This is a genomic window from Dokdonella sp. (assembly GCF_041395345.1).
Classification (GTDB): domain Bacteria; phylum Pseudomonadota; class Gammaproteobacteria; order Xanthomonadales; family Rhodanobacteraceae; genus Dokdonella.
On sequence record NZ_JAWLAR010000001.1, the window covers coordinates 373698 to 395653 of the forward strand.

General features: G+C 63.2%; 18 protein-coding genes. 4 read left to right on the top strand and 14 right to left on the bottom strand.

Translation table 11 applies throughout. The annotated features are described in order from the left end of the window. Nucleotides 1–59: 59 nt before the first annotated feature. The 3 genes from R3F00_RS01800 to R3F00_RS01810 form a co-directional block, all read right to left on the bottom strand. Complete coding sequence (locus R3F00_RS01800; protein ID WP_371279979.1) at nucleotides 60–1961, bottom strand: gamma-glutamyltransferase family protein; 1902 nt, start codon at nucleotides 1959–1961, stop codon at nucleotides 60–62. Nucleotides 1962–2149: 188 nt separating this feature from the next. Further along, nucleotides 2150–2842, bottom strand: coding sequence for a DUF4328 domain-containing protein (locus R3F00_RS01805; protein WP_371279980.1), 693 nt, complete (start codon nucleotides 2840–2842; stop codon nucleotides 2150–2152). Between the two features lie 91 nt (nucleotides 2843–2933). After that, entirely contained in the window at nucleotides 2934–3461 is a 528-nt protein-coding gene (locus R3F00_RS01810) for a hypothetical protein (protein WP_371279981.1), read from the bottom strand. A 391-nt stretch (nucleotides 3462–3852) separates the two neighbouring features. Between R3F00_RS01810 and R3F00_RS01815 the strand changes: the two genes are divergently transcribed. Beyond that, nucleotides 3853–5412 carry a M20/M25/M40 family metallo-hydrolase gene (locus R3F00_RS01815; protein WP_371279982.1) on the top strand — a complete coding sequence of 520 codons (1560 nt, stop codon included), beginning with the start codon at nucleotides 3853–3855 and terminating at the stop codon, nucleotides 5410–5412. 57 nt (nucleotides 5413–5469) lie between these two features. Here R3F00_RS01815 and R3F00_RS01820 read toward each other — a convergent pair whose 3' ends face one another. Both R3F00_RS01820 and R3F00_RS01825 read right to left on the bottom strand, forming a co-directional pair. Then, nucleotides 5470–6288 (bottom strand): class III extradiol ring-cleavage dioxygenase, encoded by an 819-nt coding sequence (locus R3F00_RS01820; RefSeq protein ID WP_371279983.1) that lies wholly within the window; start codon nucleotides 6286–6288, stop codon nucleotides 5470–5472. Nucleotides 6289–6498: 210 nt separating this feature from the next. After that, nucleotides 6499–7989, bottom strand: coding sequence for a S41 family peptidase (locus R3F00_RS01825; protein ID WP_371279984.1), 1491 nt, complete (start codon nucleotides 7987–7989; stop codon nucleotides 6499–6501). Between the two features lie 111 nt (nucleotides 7990–8100). Between R3F00_RS01825 and R3F00_RS01830 the strand changes: the two genes are divergently transcribed. Next, nucleotides 8101–9477 (top strand): winged helix-turn-helix domain-containing protein, encoded by a 1377-nt coding sequence (locus R3F00_RS01830; RefSeq protein ID WP_371279985.1) that lies wholly within the window; start codon nucleotides 8101–8103, stop codon nucleotides 9475–9477. A gap of 146 nt (nucleotides 9478–9623) precedes the next feature. Next, nucleotides 9624–10643: a DsrE family protein gene (locus R3F00_RS01835; protein WP_371279986.1), complete on the top strand. Its 1020-nt coding sequence runs from the start codon at nucleotides 9624–9626 to the stop codon at nucleotides 10641–10643. A gap of 36 nt (nucleotides 10644–10679) precedes the next feature. Here R3F00_RS01835 and R3F00_RS01840 read toward each other — a convergent pair whose 3' ends face one another. Beyond that, entirely contained in the window at nucleotides 10680–11546 is an 867-nt protein-coding gene (locus tag R3F00_RS01840) for a pirin family protein (RefSeq protein ID WP_371279987.1), read from the bottom strand. Between the two features lie 211 nt (nucleotides 11547–11757). Between R3F00_RS01840 and R3F00_RS01845 the strand changes: the two genes are divergently transcribed. Then, nucleotides 11758–12156 carry a hypothetical protein gene (locus R3F00_RS01845; RefSeq protein WP_371279988.1) on the top strand — a complete coding sequence of 133 codons (399 nt, stop codon included), beginning with the start codon at nucleotides 11758–11760 and terminating at the stop codon, nucleotides 12154–12156. A 413-nt stretch (nucleotides 12157–12569) separates the two neighbouring features. On the opposite strand, the gene R3F00_RS01850 is transcribed toward R3F00_RS01845, so the two are convergent. From R3F00_RS01850 to R3F00_RS01885, 8 genes are all read right to left on the bottom strand, one after another. Further along, nucleotides 12570–14384 (bottom strand): Mur ligase family protein, encoded by a 1815-nt coding sequence (locus tag R3F00_RS01850; RefSeq protein WP_371279989.1) that lies wholly within the window; start codon nucleotides 14382–14384, stop codon nucleotides 12570–12572. Continuing rightward, complete coding sequence (gene cphA, locus R3F00_RS01855; protein WP_371279990.1) at nucleotides 14324–17125, bottom strand: cyanophycin synthetase; 2802 nt, start codon at nucleotides 17123–17125, stop codon at nucleotides 14324–14326. Before cphA ends, R3F00_RS01850 begins: the two co-directional genes overlap by 61 nt. Before the next feature lie 5 nt (nucleotides 17126–17130). Next, nucleotides 17131–17973, bottom strand: a complete 843-nt coding sequence (locus R3F00_RS01860; RefSeq protein ID WP_371279991.1) for a cyanophycinase — start codon at nucleotides 17971–17973, stop codon at nucleotides 17131–17133. Next, complete coding sequence (gene iadA, locus R3F00_RS01865) at nucleotides 17973–19193, bottom strand: beta-aspartyl-peptidase (protein ID WP_371279992.1); 1221 nt, start codon at nucleotides 19191–19193, stop codon at nucleotides 17973–17975. Before iadA ends, R3F00_RS01860 begins: the two co-directional genes overlap by 1 nt. 223 nt (nucleotides 19194–19416) lie before the next feature. Continuing rightward, nucleotides 19417–19977 carry an NADPH-dependent FMN reductase gene (locus R3F00_RS01870; RefSeq protein WP_371279993.1) on the bottom strand — a complete coding sequence of 187 codons (561 nt, stop codon included), beginning with the start codon at nucleotides 19975–19977 and terminating at the stop codon, nucleotides 19417–19419. Between the two features lie 70 nt (nucleotides 19978–20047). Further along, nucleotides 20048–20569, bottom strand: coding sequence for a lysophospholipid acyltransferase family protein (locus tag R3F00_RS01875; RefSeq protein ID WP_371280032.1), 522 nt, complete (start codon nucleotides 20567–20569; stop codon nucleotides 20048–20050). Nucleotides 20570–20640: 71 nt separating this feature from the next. Further along, nucleotides 20641–21066 carry an alternative ribosome rescue aminoacyl-tRNA hydrolase ArfB gene (gene arfB / locus R3F00_RS01880; RefSeq protein ID WP_371279994.1) on the bottom strand — a complete coding sequence of 142 codons (426 nt, stop codon included), beginning with the start codon at nucleotides 21064–21066 and terminating at the stop codon, nucleotides 20641–20643. A gap of 178 nt (nucleotides 21067–21244) precedes the next feature. Continuing rightward, nucleotides 21245–21949: a pseudouridine synthase gene (locus R3F00_RS01885; protein ID WP_371279995.1), complete on the bottom strand. Its 705-nt coding sequence runs from the start codon at nucleotides 21947–21949 to the stop codon at nucleotides 21245–21247. Between the last annotated feature and the right edge of the window lie 7 nt (nucleotides 21950–21956).

Below are 21956 nucleotides of genomic sequence, written 5' to 3' on the forward strand. Positions count from 1 at the left end.
AAGCTCTTCCGTCAGAAACTGCGTAGCGCTCCGAGAACGCACTGTTCTGGATTGCCCATCTACCACGCAATCCCGTAGTCATCGCCCTGCTCACTGGCGCCACCCCACATCGTTCCATTCTTCTGATCCATCCAGATCGCGGTGATCGGGCTGTAGGTGCGGTCGACGACTTCGACCTCGTAGCCCATGCGGCCGAGTTCGTCGCGATCCCATTCGGAGACTCTCGGGGTCAGCTGGAGTCGACCAGGTTGAGATTGATGCGCTCCAAAGGAACTCTGCATCTGGTAGCTGAGGATGTTGTGCGCCTCGGCGGCCTGCTGCACGTTCATGTTGAACTCGACCATGTTGAGAAAGAACTGCAGCAGGTTCTGATCCTGGGTATCACCGCCTTGCACCGAGAAAGCCATCAGCGGCTTGCCGTCCTTGAGTGCGAGGCTCGGGGTCAGGGTTGCGCGCGGGCGCTGCCCCGGCTGAACCACGTTGAATGGATTGAGCGCTTCGTCAAGCACGAAACTCTGCATGCGCTGGCTCAGGCCGATGCCGGTGCCTTCCGGGATGAAGGCCGGAATCCAGCCGCCGCTCGGGGTGACCGAGATCACCCAGCCTTCGGCATCAGCGGCCTGGATCGATGTCGTCCCGGCGAGAAAACCTTCATCCTTGCTCATCAGGCTTGATTGCTGAAACCCCTCGGCACCTTCGGCGATCGCCTTGGGCGGGATGGGCGTCCACTTCTTGAGCAAGTCGAGATACGGATTCTTGCCATTCTGGAACGGATACGGATCACCCGGCTTCACGTCCGGGTCATTACGTTCATTGTTGATCAGGGCGCGGCGCTGGTCGGCATACTCCTTCGACAACAGCCCGGCGATCGGCTCGACCGGCGCCACGTAGGGATCGCCGTAATAAAAGTCGCGATCGGCGAAGGCGAGGTTCATGACCTGATACAGGGTGTGGATGTAGCGCGTGCTGTTGTAGCCCATGCTCTTGAGATCGAGCTTTTCGAGCATGTTCAGTGCCTGCAGCATCACCGGTCCCTGCACCCAGGTGGTCAGCTTGTAGACTTCGATGCCCTTGTAGCCGGTGCTGACCGGTTCCTCGATGTGGACCTGCCAGCGGTCAAGGTCCTCGAGCGTCATCAGGCCGCCGAACTTGGCCGAGCCGGCAACGATCTGTTTGGCAATGTCGCCGCGATAGAAGCGATCGTAGGCGGCCTGGATGGCCTGCTTGCGCGTCTTGCCGGCGGACAGCGCTTCGGCTTCGGCATCGACCAGCTTCTGCAGCGTGGCCAGCAGCTCGGGTTGGCGGAATATTTCGCCGGCTTCGGGCGCAGCGCGCTTGCTCGCATCCTTGCTGTCGAGATGCGGCAGGAACACCTTCGTCGATCCCGGCCACTGTGCGAGCACGTCGCGGCGCTTCTCCATGTTGTCGGCCTGCGACTGCTCGATGGGATAGCCCTTGGCCATTTCCATTGCCGGGGCCAGCACTTCGGCCAGGCTCAACTTGCCGTATTCGGCCAGCATCACCATCAGGCCGCCCGGCGTGCCCGGCGTCACTGCGGCAAGCGGTCCGTATTCGGGCGGATAGACCATGCCCCTGTCGCGAAAGAACTTCGCAGTCGCACCCGTCGGCGCAACGCCCAATGCATTGATGCCTTTCACCTCGCCGGTGTGCGGGTTGTAGATCAGGGCCTGGGTCTCGCCACCCCAACCGAGCGTGTCCCACATGGTTGAAGTCGCCGCCAGCATCGCGCAGGCCGCATCGATTGCATTGCCACCGCGGGCAAAGGTCAGTGCGCCTGCGGTCGCAGCGAGCGGCTTGCCGGTGATCGCCATCCAGTGTTCGCCATGCAACACTGGTTTGACGGTGCGCTGGGCCAGCACCGACGTGCTCGACAGGGCTATCAGCGTGATCAGCCAAATACCGCCACGCGCAGGCGTTTGGATCGAACGAAACCGGACCATGTGCCGCTCCTGCTGTTGACCATCAAAGGTTAGCAGACGGCGGAAATTGAGGTTGGATCAGGCAGCGACCGGGCATAGCTTGCCGACAGGCAGGGAATCCGACCTCGGCGAACGGGTAGTCGTGACACAGACTTGTGGAGCCCGCGTGTTCCGGTGCAAGCAGAGCGCGGTTGCCCGCGCCATCCGGCTCACACAGGAACTTCGACTGCTTCGACCTCACCCTCTGACTCGATTCGCCTGCGCTGGGTGGTTTGCATTGCATGGATCTCATTGACGAGGACCAGCAAGGCCAGGGCCAGGGGAATATCGAGAAAATCCGAGATCTGCGAGACCAGATTCAGGCCGATCAACTCCGGAATCTCTTCGGCACGCCGCGCAAGCCGGAAGATGACCTGGCCCAGGATGTTGGAAGTGATCCAGAGACCCCACCAGAGTGGCAGGATTCGGCTGGCTGGCTGGGTTGCCCACCTGGAGGGATTCTTGCTCGCCTTCCAGATCTCCTTCATGGCCCGATAGGGTTTGAACAGATTCAGAATGGGGATGAAGTAGTAGCCCACCGCCCATCCAGGCGTGAAATCCATGCCCTTCGCGCCGAGTTGCCTGGCATTGTAGTTGGCCCGATGGATCCATTTGAGAATCACGACGGCCGAGACAATCAGCAGGATCAGATAGACGACCCCGACCACCAGTTGGCGTCGATCGCCGGCTGCGCTCTCGGCCAAGGCGATTTCCACGGCCTCGAAGGTTCCGTTCTGCAGGCTCAAGAGCAGCTGGTACTCGAGGTAACCCGAGATCAGCGAGGCAATGGCGACGACAATCTGCGCATAGAGCAGGATCCGGACCCAGCGCGTCAGATTTTCCGAATCCCTGAAGTGGGCCACCGTCTTCCTCCTTGAATGGACACTGTCACGAACGTTGCGAATGCGGGTCCGGCTTTCGGCAGAAGGACCCAATGAATGCGGGGGCAGGACGCTACTCGCGCTGGGTGAATCCAGCTGGCAGTTGCAGCGGTGCGCTGCGGTACATGTCGACGAACAGGTAAGTCTCACCGATCCGTCCATCGACTCGCAGCCGGTAGATGTCGAGCAGCCCACCCTGCAATTCGTTGTCGATGTCGAACGGGCAGCAGGCCCCAAGGCGCTCGTAATCCAACGGCTCGCCATTGGGACCGCGTAGTGAATTCAGGTAAAGAAGGTGCGGCATCGTTTCATCGAACGGCCCGACCTTTACCGGATTGTGCTCGGTTAGTCCGAAGTCCGGCGCGGTGGCAACCGGCATCTGGAGTCTGAGGTACGGCTCATCAGAATCGCTTCTGCCATTCGGAATTCCGCGACCGTCTCGTGTTTGTGCCGAGACGATGGCGGGCAGTGATGCCGGTACACCGGACTGTATCGATAATGGCCGTGTTTCGCCCTTGTGCGCCTGCTGGCAAGCGGCCAGTGGAAGGACGAGAAACAGGAGAATCACGCCCCAAAGATGTCCATGACGTCCAGTCTTCACGCTGCCTCCAAGCTGCCAATCCGCTGTCGTGACGGGAATTCGGGGTTGAGCCTATCACGGGAGAATATTGCAGTGCTGCAGGAAATACATTGAGGAGATCTGCATCGCGCACGCAGTCCGATGACTTGAGCATGGACGGTGCCGTTCCAGCTCAATGCGGTGAACAGGCAGGCAGTGCTAGCATCGAGCCCTTGAAGTGACTCCAAGCCGCATGCCACGCGTAGTGAGCCGTTGAATCTTCCTTCGTCTTCTACCCAACCTCGCGATCAGTTCCTCGCGACGGCTCGATCAGCTTGGTAGCGCGGCAGCTTTGAATGTGGCAGCAGGTTGGTTGACGCGCGTGCAACATGCAAGGATGGGTCGGCATGCAATTTCGGAAAGGAAAAGGCACATGAAAATCTCGGGTACGTGGTTCGCTGCATCGCTTGTTGTCCTGCTCTGCATGCATTTGCCACCCTCTGCAGTTGCCGCCCCGGTCGACGGCATCGCCGAATGGACCGCAGCGCACCAGCATGCACTGCTCGATGAGTACGAGGCCTTCCTTGGTTTGCCCAACGTGGCCACCGACGCGGTCGCGATTCGCCGCAATGCAGATGCGCTGCTTGCGATGATGAAGCGTCGTGGCCTGTCGCCGCGCCTGCTCGAAAATGCAGATCGCAGTTCGCCACCGGCCGTATACGGAGAGTGGAAGGTGCCCGGGGCGACGCGCACCCTGGTCCTGTATGCGCACTACGACGGTCAGGCCGTGGATGCGAGCGAATGGGCCAGTGATCCGTGGAAGCCGGTGTGGCGAAAGGGACGACTGGACACTTCGCCGCAAATTGTCGACCGGGACAGGAATCATCCGATTGATCCGGACTGGCGCCTCTACGCGCGCGCGGCCTCCGACGACAAGGCCGGCGTTTTTGCGATGCTTGCCGCGGTGGACGCGCTCAAGGCCACGAACCAGCAGCCCAGCGCGAACATCAAGTTTTTCTTCGATGGCGAGGAAGAACAGGGCTCGCCGCACATGCGCGAACTGCTGGAACGCCATCGCGACTTGCTGGCTGCCGATGCCTGGCTGATCTGCGATGGGCCGGTGCATATCAGTGGTCGCCCGCAACTCGTTTTCGGGGTGCGTGGCGACGCCAATGTCGATATCACCGTGTACGGCCCGAAGCGGCCGCTGCACAGTGGACACTACGGCAATTTCGCGCCGAATCCGGCCTTGCGCCTGGCCCGGCTGCTGAGTTCGATGAAGGGTGAAGACGGACGCGTACTGGTCGAGGGCTGGTACGAGGGTGTCGAACCACTCGGCGAGGCCGAAGAGGCTGCATTGGCGGCGGCACCGGATGACGAAGCCGGACTGCTGCGCGATCTTGGCCTGACCGAAAGCGAGATGCGTGGCGTGTCTCTTCCGCAATCGATCAATCTGCCCTCGCTCAACATCAACGGCATTCGTTCCGCCGATGTCGGCAGCCAGGCGCGCAACGTGATTGCCGTTGAAGCGCGCGCGACGCTGGACTTGCGCATGGTCAAGGGCAATACCGTCGAAGGCCAGTACCAGCGCCTCGTAGACCATATCCGCAAGCAGGGGTATTTCGTGATCGATCGCGCACCGACTGATGCCGAGCGCCTCGCCCATGCGAAGATCGCAACGGTCGTGCTGCAACCCGGTGGCTATCCAGCCTCGCGCACGGCGATGGATCTGCCGGTCGCACGCGACGTCGCCACGGCCATGCGCAGCGTTGCTGGAGATTCGTTGCTGATGACGCCGACCATGGGTGGCAGCCTGCCGCTGTTCCTGATCACCGAGATCACCGGTGCACCGACCCTGGTCATTCCACTGGCCAATCCCGACAACAACCAGCATGCGGAGAACGAGAACCTGCGCGTCGGCATGCTCTGGAACGGCATTGCCACGATGGCTGCGGTCATGCGTTTGCCGGAGCAGGCTTCGATGGCGCGATGAGGAGTCTCACTGGTCGGAGCTCGCACGCTGGCAACGAGCGGTGGCCGTCCCGGCAGGTCAGCCTGGCACCCAGCCGAAAGCATAGGCCGACTGCACACTGCCCAGCACGCGATCCTCGAACAGCCTGACGCCCGATTCCTCGCCCGCGGCGGCGCTGATCACATGAAGGGGCAACAAATGCTCTTCGCGCGGATGAGCATCCCGACCACCGGGCGCGTTCGCCCAGTCCATCAAGCGTTGTTCCCGGAATTCGCCCGGCAATGACATCGTTTCGCTGAGCCAGGCATCAAAGCGCAGCGATTCGGAATCGACCCCGAAATTGTCGCGTCGAAAGCGCTGCATGTTGTGGAAGCTCATGCCGCTGCCGATGATCAGAACGCCCTCGCTGCGCAAGGGAGCCAGTGCGCGGCCCAATGCCAGGTGTTCGGCAGGATCGAGCCCTTGCTGCAACGACAATTGCACGACAGGTACCCTTGCCTCGGGAAAGACGAGCTTCATCGGAATGAATACGCCGTGATCCAGTCCGCGCTGGCTCTCCTCCGCATGCTCGATTCCAGCCGCAGCTATCAGTTCGCCCACGCGCGTTGCCAGCGCGGGTGAGCCAGGTGCGGGCCACTCCAGCCGATAGGTGTGTTCGGGAAATCCCGAGTAGTCGTAGAGCAGACCCGGTGCGGCCTGCGCGTTGACAGTGAAGACCGGCGCCTCCCAATGGGCGGAAACCACCAGCAGCGCTTTCGGCGTCGCACCGAGTTGCGCGCTCAGGCCACCCAGCCAGCGCGCCATTCGATCCCAGGTGCCGGCAGGCTGCCAGTCCATGAAGAAACAGGGTCCGGCGCCGTGGGGCAGGAAGACGGTCGGTAGCAAGTGCGCGCTCATGGGGTTTCCAGACGTCGGGTTCCTCAACAGATGGAGACCGGAAACGCACAGCCAAGAGTGCGGGCATGAACAGATTGTCGGCGTATGGGAAACCCGGCAAGCACCGGCACGCTCGGGACCCGACAGCCTGCCTGGCCACGAATGACAGGGAAGCCGCGCAGGCATTCACGCGTTCAGGCTACCGTCGCGGTGATTTTCAGGTCTGCGGCATCAGTTGTCCGCCCGCGCAATCCTGATGGCGCGATCGAGCACCGGATCGTTCTCGCCTTCGAGCAAGGGTGTCTCGATGACAATATCCGGAACCACGCCACGCGACGCTTCGTCGCCGCTCGGGCGGACGATATGTGCCTTGGGAAAGCCGACGGCGATGCCGCTGTGATCCAGCGTGAATTGCTCCATGGCGCCGTAGGTACTGGCCAGATCGGCAGTTTCCTCGCCGATGATGGTGGCGAAATGGAAGTCCTGGCTCAGCGCGGCGAGCATGACCGCGTTCGAGTACGAGTAGCGGTTGATCAGGACGAACACGCGTCCTTGGAAGCGCTGCGTTTTGGCGGCCGGGTCGACGCCGGGAACAGGGAAATCGATGATCTCTCCCGGTTCGTGCCCTGCATAGGCATTGGCGAGCTGGGCTGCCGTGCCCGTGTTCTTCCCGGGGTGCAGCCGCTTTGCATTGGATGCGATGGCCGCCTCGCTGACCCTGATCTTGAAGTCCGAGGCGAAGCGGAAGGTCTGATCGGCATAGCGCCGTGCGAGCAGGTCGCTGAAGGAGTTGTCACCGCCCGGGTTGTCGCGCAGATCAATGATCAACGATTGGGCCCCGGACTCCGCGAACTCAGCCAGGCTGGTATCGATGAACGCCGCGAATTCGGTGGTGTCCCACATGTCCTGCGCGTCGGGACGCGCATCGAAAAAGGGACCCGGGCGCAGATAGGCGACATTCGCATCCAGCATCCGCGCTTCGCGCGTGCTCCAGTCGAGCTCGAGCCGCTTCGGCTGACGGCGTGCGGCTGCCTGCATCTGCTCGCGACTGCGCACAGGCCGCTGCAGCGTACGAACCTTGCCGGCTTGGTCGCGGATGGCGAGTTCGAACGATTCGGTCGGGCCGAGTTCGAGCCAGAGCAGGGCGGTGAAACGCAGCTCCAGCAAGGTATCGGCGAGGCGATCATTGTCGGCCGAAACGTGCGCCACGAGGCGCTCGCGCCACTGCTTGAATGAGCTTCCGTTGATCGCGACAATCTCTTCGCCTGCGGCGATCTCGGGATCTGCAGCTTCGCCAAGATCGGCGACAACCCAGGCGCGTCCGTCCCGCAACTTCACCTGCAGCGGAAGGATCCCACCCCCCGAGGCCCGGTAGCGTTCGAATTCCAGCGAGGGAAAGTCGATGCGCGAATGGGCCACGCGCCCGAAGGCCATGAACTTCTGCAGGGCAACTTGCAGCTCGAATTGCGAAATGGGCGAATCGAGCGCTTTCAGCAAGGATTCGTAGCGCTGGTCGTACTCCGACCTGGAACGGTGGACGAACAAGTCGAAGTGCGAAACCTGCAGCGTCTCGTACAGCTGCTTCAGGTCGGAGCGAGCCGCTTCCGCCGAATGGATCGAACCCTCTTTCGCGGGGCTGGCGGGCGTCTCTGCCGAGGCATGCGCTGCAAGCAGCAGGAAGGCAGCGAAGATGACGGCGAATCGGTGGGTAAAGGGGGGCATGAAAATCTCCTGTGCGTGAAACCGCGTCGATGGCGAAACGCACTGGCATGAGACAGACTGCCCCGGCACACTGCCAGAACGCAATCCTCCTGAATCCCTGACCAAAAGATTTTGAACGAACCATCAACAACTTGCGAAGGAACCAGGCAGCGCTTCCGCGTTGGCGACTGGCACGCCGATGCACGCACGGGCGAAATACAGAGCGGTGATCAAGTCGAACGGCTCGAGCCCAAGACCATGGACTTGCTGCGCCTGCTGGCCGATCACCCGGGCAAGGTGCTAAGCCGCGAACAAATACTGGAAGCGGTATGGCCACATGTTGTCGTCGCCGACGACGCATTGGCACGCGCCATGTTCAAGTTGCGCCGAGCTCTCGGCGACGACGCCAAGGCGGCGCGTTACGTCGAGACGCTACCCAAACGCGGCTATCGACTGATTGCGCCGGTCGAGACCCTGACGACTGCCGAAGACGAGTCGACCCGCCGGGACAGCCCTGGCATTCCGGCGATGGCGGAGAAATCCGCCCATCCGAACCGCCATGTCACGCACTCCGGGCGGCGCGGCTGGGGCGTCGCCATCGTTGTCCTTGCTGCGGCTGCGATTGCGATCACGCTTGCCTTGTCTTTTGGCGACTCAGCCGAGACGCCCGACTTGGCGGATTCGATTGACTCCACCGTTGTCGAGCGTGCGGACGATTTCTACTACCGCTACTCGCGCGCAGGCAATGAAGCGGCAGTCGAGTTGTACGAGCGCATCCTGACGAAAGAGCCCGACAATGTGGCGGCCTTGCGCGGGCTGGCCAACGCCCTGACCCAACGCCAGATCCGCTGGCCTTCGAGGCCATCGGGCGGATCGGAAACGTTTTCGACACTGACCGCATCGCTGGCCGATGGCCACCTGCAGGAACCCTCGGCAACCCGGATTCTCGAGCGCGCCGAATTGCTTGCGCGGCGCGCGATTGCGCTTGCTCCCGGCGACAGCCTCAGCTACCGGGCACTGGGTCTGGTTCTGGCAGCACAGTCGAAGTTCGATGATGCGATCGACGCCTATCGGACCGCACTGCGACTGGATGCCGACGCCTGGGGCGCGCTGATCAACCTGTCCGAAGCGCTGGAACTGACCGGCAAGCGGGAGCAGTCCATCCAGGCCATGATCGACGCCCACGCGGCAATGACGCGTCGCTATGCGGAAGAGAAGCAGCACATCCTGCCGTACTACACCGAGCTTGCCGTGCTGGTGGGCGACCGTCTCGTCGAAGTGGGCAGGCGCGACGAAGGAGAGGCCTGGTACAAACGCGCGCTGGCTCATTCGCCCCTGCATCCGGGTGCTACGCTGGCTCTGGCTCGTCTGCTGGAGGGCGACGGCCGCATCGAGGAGGCACGACAGCTCTGTCTGGAACTGAATGCGCGCCTTGGCGACCAACCGGGATGCAGCAAGCTGCCTGATCAGGCAGACCGCGGTACCGCGGAGCCCGAGGCAGGACACTGAGCGTCGCCCGTCCTTCGGATGCTGAACTGCCTGGTCCGCGCTCGCCGCGCGGGCTGCCGGCTACCAGACATCGGTGCTACCGTGACAGCGCCATGCAGCGGCGGCCGTACGCGGTGTGCCTGAAACAATCATTCGAGGATTCCCCCATGCGCCTGCTCGTTCCGATAGCGATGCTCATGCTCTGTACGCCAGCGATGGCCGCAGCCACTCTGGATCACAAGTCACTCGAAGGCTTGCCCAACATGAGTCGACACGCGCCGAATTTCATCGCCAGCGGTCGCCTCGGGGCCGACGATATCGGCGCGCTCTTGCAGGCGGGTATCGAAGTCGTCATTGATCTGAGCGACGATGAAGAGACGCCCGACTTCGACGAGGCAGCGGCCGTCAGCGAAGCCGGCATGCGTTATAGCAACTTGCCCATTGATGGCGCCAGCGGCCTTACTCGCGAGAACGTCGAGCGCTTCGACGAGCTCGTCACCGCCTCGGGCAATGCACCGACGCTGATTCATTGCGGTTCGAGCAATCGAGTCGGCGCCCTGATCGCGCTGCGCGCTGCGACCCTGCACGGAAAGTCCACCGAGGATGCGATAGCGCTCGGCACGAGCTGGGGACTCAAGGGACTGGAACCTGCCGTGCGCGAACAGCTTGCCAAGTCGGAGACGGAGAGGACGGTGGCGAAGGAACCCTCAAGACCGCCCCTGCTGTTTCCGCGCATTGTGGCTGGCGGCGGCGTGTATGCGCTGGATGGCGCTGCCGCATTGCCGGCGACGGGCGTCATGCATCGTGTCGTCATCGACGCGACAACGGGAGATGTCAACGACGCAGGACAGAATCGTCGCATCGAAGCGGCTGCCCGCGCAGTCAACCTCTATGCCATGGCCAAGGTGCCAGCCGACAGGCTCAAGCTCGCCGTCGTGATCCACGGCAAGACCACGCCAAGCGTACTCACCGACAGCGCCTACCAGGCACGTTTCGGTTCACCGAATCCGAACTCGGCGCTCTTCGCCGCGCTGCATGAAGCGGGCGTCGAGTTCTATCTTTGTGGCCAATCCATGGTTCACGCAGGTTATGCACGCGACGAAGTGCGCAGTGAAGTGCAGGTGGCCTTGTCGGCGATGACAACACTGGCCGATCTGCAGACTTCCGGTTACGCGCTGATCCCGTAGGTGCTTGCCGGGCCCTTGCGGCCCGGCTCGCTCCCTTCAGCGTGAGATCTGGCCAAACTTTCCGCTGTTGAAGTCATCCATGGCCTGGCGGATTTCGGCCTGCGTGTTCATCACGAACGGCCCATAGCCGGCGATCGGTTCCGCGATCGGCTCTCCGCTCAGCAGCAGGACCGTGGCATCGGTGTTGGCTTCGATCGAAACCTGCTCGCCATCGCGGCCAAGCACGACCATCTGCGCTTCGCGCGCGACGCTTTCGGCGTTGACCATGATCGTGCCCTGCAGCACGATCAGCGCCAGCGTGCGCCCGGGTGGAACCTCGAACGTGCCGGTTCCACCACGATGGAGGCGGATATCCCAGACATCGATCGGGGTGAACGTTTTTGCAGGGCCTTTTTGCCCGGCGTGCTCGCCGGCGATAACGCGAACCTTGCCCGCGTTATCGGCCAGTTCGACAACCGGAATTTCCCGATCGAGCAGGGTCTGGTAGCGCGGCGGTGACATCTTGTCCTTTGCCGGCAGGTTGACCCAGAGCTGGACCATTTCGAGCACGCCGCCTTCGCGCGTGAATTCCCGGGAATGGAATTCCTCGTGCAGGATGCCCGAGGCCGCGGTCATCCACTGCACGTCGCCCGGGCCGATCTTGCCGCCGGCACCGGTGGAATCCTTGTGCTCGACCTCACCCTTGTAGACGATGGTGACCGTCTCGAAGCCGCGATGCGGATGCTGGCCGACGCCGCGCGGGCGCGTCGCCGGCTCGAACTTCATCGGGCCTGCATAGTCGAGCAACAGGAACGGGCTCAGCTGTGCGGCGTGACTGTGATAGGAAAACATGGATCGCGCCGGAAAGCCGTCTCCGACCCAGTGGGGCGCCGGCGCATCCTGGACTGCCAGTATCTTCTTCATGCTCATCTCCCGGTGGACGCGCGTGCTGCAGCGTCTTCGATGCACCCACAATAGGGCCTGACCGGCGTCGACAGTAGGCCATCGCTTGAGGACAGATTGTTCACCAATTGGAACAATCGGCGCAAAGCTGACCCGAGTCGCGTTTCAACCCGGGTCAAAGTAAAGTTCGACGCAGTCAAATCAACCGGAACAGGAAGCAGAGGAGCGCGCCATGACCCACTCGATCAATCATCGCCTGTTGCAGAAATGGGCCGTCTTCGTGCTCGGTGTGCTGCTGGCCACGGCGGCCTCGGCCAGCCCGTCCAACAAGTGGCGCATCAAGTGCAATCACAAGGCCAAGGAAGCGGGAGTCATCGTGTTGCGCCTGACCCCAGAAGGCCAGGATGCGGTGGAAGTCACGGTGAACATTCCGAAGGGCACCCGCGAAAACAGTGCGGCCCGAATGATCCGCAAGGCGATCAAGAGCTCAGCCCTGGGCGAGCGCTACAAGATCGAGATTGACGATGGCGAAGATGTGCTGATCAAGCGGCGCAGTCGCCAGCCGAACATCGATCTCGAGATCCTCAGCAATACGGCGGAAGGGCTTTCGATAAAGACGCACAAGGAGTAGGTGCGTTCCTGCACTCTCCTGCAACGGGCGATGATCGCCGGTTCATGTGTAGGGGAGGGTCCAAGACCCTTCCGTTTTTTCCCTGATTGCTTGAGAAGCATGGAGCGGGCGGGTCTGAGACCCGCCCCTACAAATCATCGAAGAGTCGCTGAGACCGGAACTTGCGTCGTGCAGGAGCAGACCGCAGGAGCAAACCGTAGGAGCAGATTTCAGTCGCGATGCGTTTCTGCAACCCGGGTCAAGAGTATCGCGACTGAAGTCAACAACGAAGCAGCAGCGCGAGGACGGTGGTCGAAACCCCGCGTCGTCTATCGGTCTTTACCAGCCATTCGGCTAATGAAGCCCCAGGAGAAGCCTTCAGGCTCGATGCCTTTCGGCCCGTGAAAGGAGAGCATCACGGCTGAAGCCGTTTCCTACGAAGTGCCGGGTAACGCTTGACCGGCTTGCCAACCGGTCTCCTCCAGATGATCGAGTAATCGCCTGACCGCATCCCTTGCCGCTCTCTCGTGAACCGGCAGGACGATCGTGTCGCCGGGTCGTGCCCAGGCCAGAGCCTCGCGCGCTGCGGCCTGTTCACTGGGCATCATGGGCAGGGATTCGGGCGTCATTCCGAGTGCAAGCAGCGCGTCGCGCAGTAGCTGCGCCACTTCGGCTCTGGCACGTCCGCGCATGAAGCCTTGCATCTCCTTGAGCACGACGATGGCCGGTTCGAACCTGGCCGCCATCGCGGCGAGGGAGCGGATTTCGGTGTTGCCGCGATTGCCGGCCTGGCCGAGGATCAGGCCCAGGCGACCGGAGCCGCCCAGCGCCCGGGCGATCGAAAGCAGACCGTGCAGTCCTTCCGGGTTGTGCGCATAGTCCATCAGAACGCTGATGCCGCCGAACTGCCAGCGTTCGAGTCGACCGGGATTGTCCTCGCGACCCAGGCCGAACCGAAGCACTACATCGCTGATGGTTGTAGCGGGGACTCCCAGCGCGTCAGCCAGCAAGCTCGCGCCTGCGATGTTGGAAATATTGTAGGCAGCGTGGCCATTTGCGCTGAGCGGCATCATGCTGACCGCGCCGAGATCAAGACGCGCGTCGCCATGGCTGAGCCAGAGGCGATTGTCCAGAACGCCGCAGGTCGTACCGCCATTCGCCCGATGACTGCGCAGCAGCGGGTGACTGTCGTCGAGCGAGAACCAGGCCACTCGGCAGGGCTGGCCTTGTGCGCGCTTGCGCAACAGTTCGTTGTCGGCGTTGAGCACGAGCGTGCCGCGTGGATCGAGCGCGCGGGCCACGATCAGCTTGGCGTCGGTCAGGCCTTCGAGATCGTCGATGCCGTATTCACCGAAGTGATCGTCACTGATATTGGTGACAATAGCCGCATCCGCCCGACCGACCGCGAGGCCGCGCCGGAGCAGGCCGCCGCGCGCGGTTTCGAGAATGGCGGCTTCGACCGGTGCACGAAGCACGCTGCGCGCACCGGCCGGGCCGGAATAGTCACCGGCCTCGAGCATGCGACCGTCAATGAACACGCCATCGGTGCAACTGAAACCACAGCGCAGGCCATGCGCGTTCAGCATCGCTGCGAGTAAACGCACGGTCGTGGTCTTGCCGTTGGAACCGGTCACCAGGGCGGTGGGGATGCCGCCCAGCCGGCTCCATGCGACAGTATCAGGATGCGGCAGCGCGGCCAGCGGCCAGATCTGGCTGCGCTTGCCGGAGCCGATGCTGAGGCAGTCATCGTCGAGCAGCACCGGCACTCCGCGCTTGCTTGCGATCTCGATCAGGGCGAACAGGTCCGGGCGTCGCTCGGCGGCCGAATGGCGCAGCAGCATCTGCAATGCCGAATCCGGATCGGTGCCGTGCGGATGGCCGGGCGCGAACAACTCGGTCTTGCCGATCGCCGCCATCCAGGCCCACTCATTGACTTCGGTGGCCGTGAACAACTGGTCGATCGGGGCCGCGAACGCAAGCGCCATGCCGCCACGATGCGCCCGCACGCACAGCGTCGCTTCGGGCCAGCCCAGATGCTCGCGCATCGTGGCGATGTTTGCGCGCCACGCCGCGACGGCGCTGTCGGCGACTTCGCCGACCGCCTCCAGCACTGCGCCGGGCTCGGCGAAGTAGAGGTTGGGTCCGGTCAGCCGACGCGAGTCCTCGAAGGAAAGGGAAACGATGGCGCTCAGTCGTCCTGCTCCCGCGAGAGATGGATGCCGCGCTCGTCGCGCACGACGCCGTCCCATTCGCTGGGAACGAACGCTTGCTCCGCGACGGCAACTGCGTGCGCGGCTTGAGGCGCAGGCGGTGTTTCGACCACTGGAGCTTCCGGCACTCCTTTTGGCCTGAACTTGATCACCTGCTTCCACGAACGAACGAGGGCATCGGCGAAGATCAGCAGGAGATCGCCGGATTCACTCATGCCGAGGCCGGCATCGATGGCCTCCTGTTCATCGGGAATGATCGAGATCGCCGATTCGGAAACGCCGAGCTCGCGCAGGCGCGCGGCCTGGAGTTTCGGTACTTCGTCCGGCTCGCGCCCGCGCAGCGAATCATCGCGGCGACAGATGTAGTGGTCGAAGCGGCCGGCGACCGCGTCGGCGATTTCGCGCAGATCCTGATCGCGACGATCGCCGGGCCCGGCCAGCACGACGATGCGCCGACCGCTGACATCGAGGCGCTGGGCCAGATCCGCCATCACGCCAACTGCATGCGCATTGTGGCCGTAGTCGAACAGGACCTTGAACGGATGTTCGCTGAACACGTTCATGCGTCCGGGTGCCTGGAAGAAGGTGCTGTCGAAGGTGCGCAGTCCCTGGCGGATCGCATCGAGCCTGATGCCCATCGAGAACGCCATCGCGGCGGCGACCATCGCGTTCTGCACATTGTGCATCGCGCGCCCTTCGAGGGTGGCCGGGATCAGGTGCGTCCACAGCAATGGAATGTGGCTGCCCTTGTCGTAGAGCGTGATCATCTGCCCGTTGATGCCGGCTTCGAGCGCGCAGGCGCGACCGCCGGCGCGGATATGCTCGCGGACCAGGCCGTGCTGCGGATTCATCGTGACGTAGCAGATGACCTTGGCATCGGTGTAGCCCGACATCTTCAGCACATTGGGATCATCCGCGTTGAGCACCGCGCACTCTTCGGCAACCTCGACCACGATGCGCTTGATCTCGGCCAGCTGTTCGAGCGTGTCGATGCCCTTCATGCCGAGATGATCGGACTGCACGTTGAGCACTGCACCGACATCGACCCTGGGCACGCCCATGCCGGCGCGCAGCAGGCCTCCGCGCGCGGTTTCGAGCACGGCAAAATCGATCTGGGGATCGGCCAGCACCATGCGCGCGGAAACCGGGCCGGTCATGTCGCCTTCGACCGTTCGCTGACCATCGATGTAGACGCCGTCGGTGGTGGTCAGCCCAGGCGTATAGCCGGCCATCTTGGCGATATGCGCAAGCATGCGTGCCGTAGTGGTCTTGCCGTTGGTGCCGGTGAGCGCGGCGATCGGAACGCGCGAGGGCGTACCCGTCGGGAACAGCATGTCGATGACCGGACCGGCAACGTCGCGCGACTTGCCTTCGCTCGGGGCGACATGCATGCGGAAGCCCGGTGCGGCATTGCACTCGCAGATGCCGCCGCCGATCGACTTGTAGCTTTCGGTGATATTGGTGGTCAGGAAATCCACGCCGCCGACATCGAGCCCGATTGCGCGGATCGCACGCACCGCCATGTCGCGGTTGTCGGGGTGGATCACGTCGGTGACATCGGTGGCCGTGCCGCCGGTGGAAAGGTTGGCCGTCGAACGCAGGTGGATGACCTGGCCTTCGGCCGGCACGCTGTCGGCGGTGACTTCGGCGCGCGCCATCATCATTTCGGCCTGGGAATCGAGTTCAAGTCGGGTGAGTACTTTTTCGTGCCCGACGCCGCGACGCGGATCCTGGTTCACGATCTCGACCAGCTCGGCGATCGTGTGCTTGCCATCGCCGATCACATGACCCGGCGTGCGTCGCGTCGCCGCAACGAGTTCGCCGTTGACCACGAGCAGGCGATGGTCATCGCCCTCAAGGAAGGTCTCGACTATGACCGATCGCGAGTGCTCGCGGGCCTTGGCGAATCCTGCGGCCACCTCGAGATCAGTGTTCAGGCGAATCGAAATGCCGCGACCATGGTTGCCGTTGTAAGGCTTGGTCACGACTGGATAGCCAAGCCTGCGCGCCGCTCGCTGCGCCTGTTCGGACGACTGCACGAGTTCCTGGCGCGGCACCGGCAGGCCGAGCGAACCGAGGATCTTGTTGGTTTCCTCCTTGTCGCCGGCCAATTCGACCGCGATCTGCGAGGTGCGCCCCGTGATCGTGGCCTGGATGCGTTGCTGGAACTTGCCATGCCCCAGCTGGACGAGTGACTGGTCGTTCAGGCGTAGCCACGGAATATTGCGCTCCTCGGCTGCCTTGACCAGCGAAGCTGTCGACGGACCGAGTGCACGACGCTGCGCATAGCGGATGAAGGCGTCACGCGCTTCCGGCCAGTTCCAGTCCTCGGGCACGATGTCGGCGGGTCGGATCTCGGCCGGCAACAGCGAGCAGAGCAGGCGCTGGGCCAGTTCGCCCGCAGCGATACCTTCCTCGCGCTGGGCGTATTCGTAGACCACCGAATAGACGCCGGGTCGGTCATCGATGCTGCGCGTCTTGCCGAAGGTGACGTCCTCGCCGGCGATGTTCTGCAGTTCGATCGCGACATGTTCGAGGACGTGGCCGAGCCAGGTGCCTTCGTCTTCCTTCATGCGTCGTATGAAACCGCCCGGCTCACGGTACGAACAGCCGTGTTCGGCAAGACCTGGAAGGGCTTCGACAAGGGCGTCGACATAAGCCGCGCCGAGCTTGCCGGTGGGCCAGGATTCGAGTGCTTCGAGGTCGAGAATCAGGCGGATAACCGGGAAATGCGCATACGCCGAGGGGCCGACATACACCGAACGATCGAGAATGCGCATTGCGATTACTCCTTGGCAGAGATCAGCGTTCCGGCTCCGGCACGACGCGTGTGCAGATTAAAGGTAGCGCCATGTACGAGCATGTGCACGCCGAGGCCGAGCAGGCAGACGGCGTCGCCTTCATCCGCGCGGTCCATCGACGAGAACTGGAGGTCGGCGGCGTCGACGACGGTAACCGAGCCACTGCCCTCGACTTCCAGCGTGTTGTCCGGTCCGATAAAGGCGGCGGTATCCTCGTCGAGACCGATACCGATGGCGAAGGGGTTGAAGGCCAGCGCCGTGGCCAGGCGGCCGAGGCGGTCGCGCTGGCGGAAATGCTGGTCGATGATGAAGCGGTTGGTCAGGCCAAGCCCCGGCGCCAGACGTACGCTGCCGGCGCGCGGCGAGCCGCCTTCCTCGCCGAAGGCGATCATGTGTTCGCTGAGTATGGCCGCGCCGGCACTGGTGCCGGCCACATGCACGCCGGTGGCGTTGCGCTGGCGGATCAGCTTGGCCACCGGAGTGCCGCCAAGCAGGGTGGTGATGCGCAACTGGTTGCCGCCGGTGAAGAAGATGCCGCTGGCGCGTTCGATGCGTTCGAGCCGGCCCTTTTCCTCGCAATCGCGTCGTGTGTCGAATTCGATCGACTCGACCTGCGCAGCGCCGAGATCACGGAAAATCTGCTCATATCGCGGACCGGTATCGAGCATTCGGCTGGCCGTCGGCAGAACAACGATGTCGGCCTCTTCGCCACCGCAAAGATCAACGAAACGGCTCAGGATGCGAGGATCGTTCTCCTTTTCCTCGGCGCCGCCAATCGGAATGATCCAGCCGCGCTCTTCACCGTCTGCCACCTTGCTTGGACACATCAATTCGAACCAGTCTTGTCGTGGGTTGCGGATGGTACCGGTTCAAAAGGCCCGCGTCGCAGGGACGCGCCGTCGCGCAGGTGCCACTCACCCCCTAGCATGACGTCCCGGAGAACCGCATTGTCGTCGAGAACCAGCAGGTCGGCATCGCTGCCGACGGCAATGCTCCCCTTGCGCGGCAGGCGCAGCAGGCTCGCGACATTGCTGGTGAAGGCCGGAAGGATACGCTCCAGCGGCAAGCCACGGCCCAGCAGTTCCTGGAGCGTGACCAGCAATGCTCCCGGCGTGCCGACATCCATGTGGCTGAGCCGACCTTCCCCATCAAAGCACGGCAGACAGCCGCCGGCATCGGAACTGACCGTCACGCAACGAGGAGGTGCGCCGGAGTCCAGATAGCGCTGCAGCGCATCGGCCGCACTCCAGGCATCCTCACCGTCCTCGACCGGGAACGCGGTGATATCAACGTGGCAGCCCTTTCCGGCGAGCTCGACGGCTTCCTCGAAAAGGGCTCGGCGACGGTTGACGTGGGTCGGATTGAATACGCGTGCCGGCAGCTCGGTTTCGGCCACGGCGCGACGGACAAGATCGAGCCCGCGCGGCCCATCGCCCAGGTGCAAATGGACGATGCCGGCCTTGCCGCTCATGAGTCCGCCGACATGGGCCTCGGAGGCGATGCGCAGCAATTCGTCGAGACTCGGCTGGCTGCTGCGGTGGTCGCTGATGGCGAGTTCGCCGACGCCAATCAGCGGATCGACAAAGGCGATATCGCCGCGCACGCTTCCGGTCAGTGTCGTTGGCGGCAGATGATAGCCGCCGCAGTAGCCCCAGGCGCCCAGCCCCTGTTCGCGCAGGGCGAGCAGGCTGGCCACCAGTTCGCGCGTGCTGCGTGCGCAATCGTCGGTGCCGAGCAGGCCGATCACCGAGGTCACCCCGCTGTGCGTGTATCGGCTCAGCGGCAGCGGCGAGATGCGCGTGGCAAAGCCGCCTTCGCCGCCCCCGCCCGTTACATGTACATGGCCATCGATGAAGCCGGGGAGAAGGCGCGCGCCATCGAGATCAATGACCTCGATGGGCATGCCATGCGGAGCATCCGCATCGGCAGCCAGGACGGCGAGGATGCGGCCGCCACCGATGAGGAGATGCCGGCGGCCCAACGGCTCCGGCGCGAACACCTCGGCGTTGCGCAACAGAATCATGGCGGATTGTTCGGGGGCGGACATGGGTGAACTCTAGCAGGTCGGAATTCACCGTTGGTTCGTCAGGAGCGCCATTGCCGCCCCAAACAATCACCCGTGTATCCGAGCAATCCTACCCAGCGGGTCTCCATGGCTCAAATGCGTCCGCAGTGCGGCGGGAGAAAGCAGAAACGGCGGGTCCCTCCCCCAGAGCCAGTGGCAGCCACCGGTCGGTCAAATGCTCCCGAAGCCTGGAGCGGCCAAGCCCTCAGGCATTGTTCGCCGCAAAGTCCACGAAGCCGGCGAGGAACTTGCGCAACTGCTCTCGGGTGTTTTCGTCGACCAGCTCGCCTTCCTCGTTGAATGCCTTGCCGGCGCGCGAGACCATCAGGCGGCCTTCGGCCCAGTGCCGGACGCCGAGCGTGCGCAGCACGGGCAACCATGCGTTCTGCGAGAGGATGGTCCCGAAACCGCCTGGCGAAGCGCCGATCACGGCGACCGCACGGCCCTTGAAGATGCGTGCCGCATCGTCCGGTGGTCGCGACAACCAGTCGATCGCGTTCTTGAACACACCGGGCATGCTGTTGTTGTATTCGGGTGTCACCAGCAGCACTCCGTCGCTGGCAACGATCTTCTCCTTGAGCTCGTCAACGGCCGATGGAATGCCATCCTGCGCCTCGACATCTCCGTCGTAGAGTGGAATGCCATGCAGGGTCGCGGCCTCGAGGGCATCGCCCTCGGGCATCAGCGTTTGCGCCGCGCGCAGCAAGGCGGTGTTGAGCGATTTGCGACGCAGGCTTCCGGAGAGGCCAAGGATGCGTGTACTCATGGGTTGCGATTCCCTCTGCATGGATGGTCAAGCAGTGGACACTAGCGCAGTCGAATGACCCTGATCTGAATCACCCGATGCTGCGGTACTTGCCGCGCCACGGCGCATAGAAATCGCGCAGGCGGTCGAGGTCGGCTTCCATGTCATCGGTGGTGTGGAACAGGGGGCCGAATCCGATGGTACGCTCGGGATAGTGAAAGTACACCAGCACGATCGGCACATCGGCCTTGCGGGCGATGTGCCAGAAACCGGTTTTCCACTTGGAGACCTTCTTGCGTGTGCCTTCCGGTGCGATGCCGATCCAGAGCTGAGTGCTGTCACGCAGGCGTGCGGCCATCTGCTCGACGACGCCGCGGGTCGCGCTGCGCTCGATCGGGATGCCGCCGAGCTTGCGCAGGAACCAGCCCAGCGGCCAGAAAAACAGTTCGCGCTTGGCCATGAACGAGACATCGGCACCGATCGCGATCTTGACCCCCAGGCCCCAGACGCCGTCCCACCACGAGGAATGCGGCGCGGCGATCAGGATCGCCCGCGGCACGTCAGGCATCTCGCCGGCCAGCTGCCAGCCACAGCCGACAAACAGACGGCCCATGAAACGACGCCATGCACTTGGTGCGAACTGGGGCACGGAAGGTGGCAGGCGAGCCGGCAGCGCGGAAGTCTTCAATCACTGCTCCAGTTCTGCGCGCCACGTCCGGACTTGATCGTCGCGCGCTTCTTCTTGGCACTGATCCGGCGCTCCTTCGATGCGCGCGTCGGACGTGTTGCCACGCGCTTTTTCGGCACGAACTGCGCGGCGCGGATCACTTCGGCAAGGCGCGCCCGAGCGTCGTCCCGATTCTTGGCCTGGTCGCGAAAGCGGTTGGCCTGGATGACGAGTACGCCATCGTCGGTCAGGCGGCGGTCACGCCGTGCCAGCAGGCGCTCGCGCAAGGGCTCGGGTATCGACGGCGAGTTCGCCACGTCAAAACGCAACTCGACCGCACTGGCGACCTTATTGACGTTCTGCCCGCCCGGGCCGGACGAGCGCACGAAGCGCTCGACCAGTTCGTCGTCGGGGATTTCAAGCTGGGCGTCGATTTCGAGCATGCGGCTATTCTAGCGGGGTGGGGCGAATGATGGTGGAGGAGGGGTCAACTGCGGATGACGCAGAGTTTCCCGAACCACATCCATTTCGAAGAGGACTCGTAGGGGCGAGTCTCAGACTCGCCCGCTCCTGGCTTGGTCGCCGGATTCCCGTAGAAGCGGGAGGGTCTGAGACCCTCCCCTACGATTCTTGTTTTTCGCTCGGCAGGCGCCACTCGAAGCGCTGCAGCAAACCGGTGTATTCGGCATCCAGAGGTGCTTCGATTGTCATGCGTCGCTGCTCGACAGGATGCTCGAACCGCAGGCGCCACGCGTGCAGGAGCAACCGGTGCACACCGAAATGCTGCTTGAACAGCCGGTTGTGCTCGGTGCGGCCATGGCTGGTATCGCCGATCAGGGGATGGCGCAGATGCGCGAAGTGGCGACGGATCTGCCGGTAACGGCCGGTTTCGGGCGAGATCTCCACGAGGGCATAACGCTGCTGTGGGTAGCGGTTGATCGCGATCGGTACTTCCGTGGTATGCAGTCGCTTCCAACGCGTCAGTGCCGGTTTGCGGTCACTGTTCTCGCGCACGCCGGGAAGGGCGTAGTCGAGCTCACCCGTTTCTTCCGGCCAGCCGCGACAGACGCCGAGATAGGTCTTCTCGACATCGCGCTGCATGAACTGCCGGCCCAGGGTGCCGGCGATTTCGCTGTTGCGACCGATCAGCAGCACGCCGCTGGTGGCGCGATCAAGTCGATGGATCAGATGCAGCCGACCACCGAGTTGATCGCGTAGCACATCGATCAGATAGGCGTCATCGTCGTTGACCATGCGGCTGCGATGCACAGGCATGCCGGCCGGCTTGTTGACGACGACGAGATGCTCGTCGCAGTGGAGGATCATGGTGGAG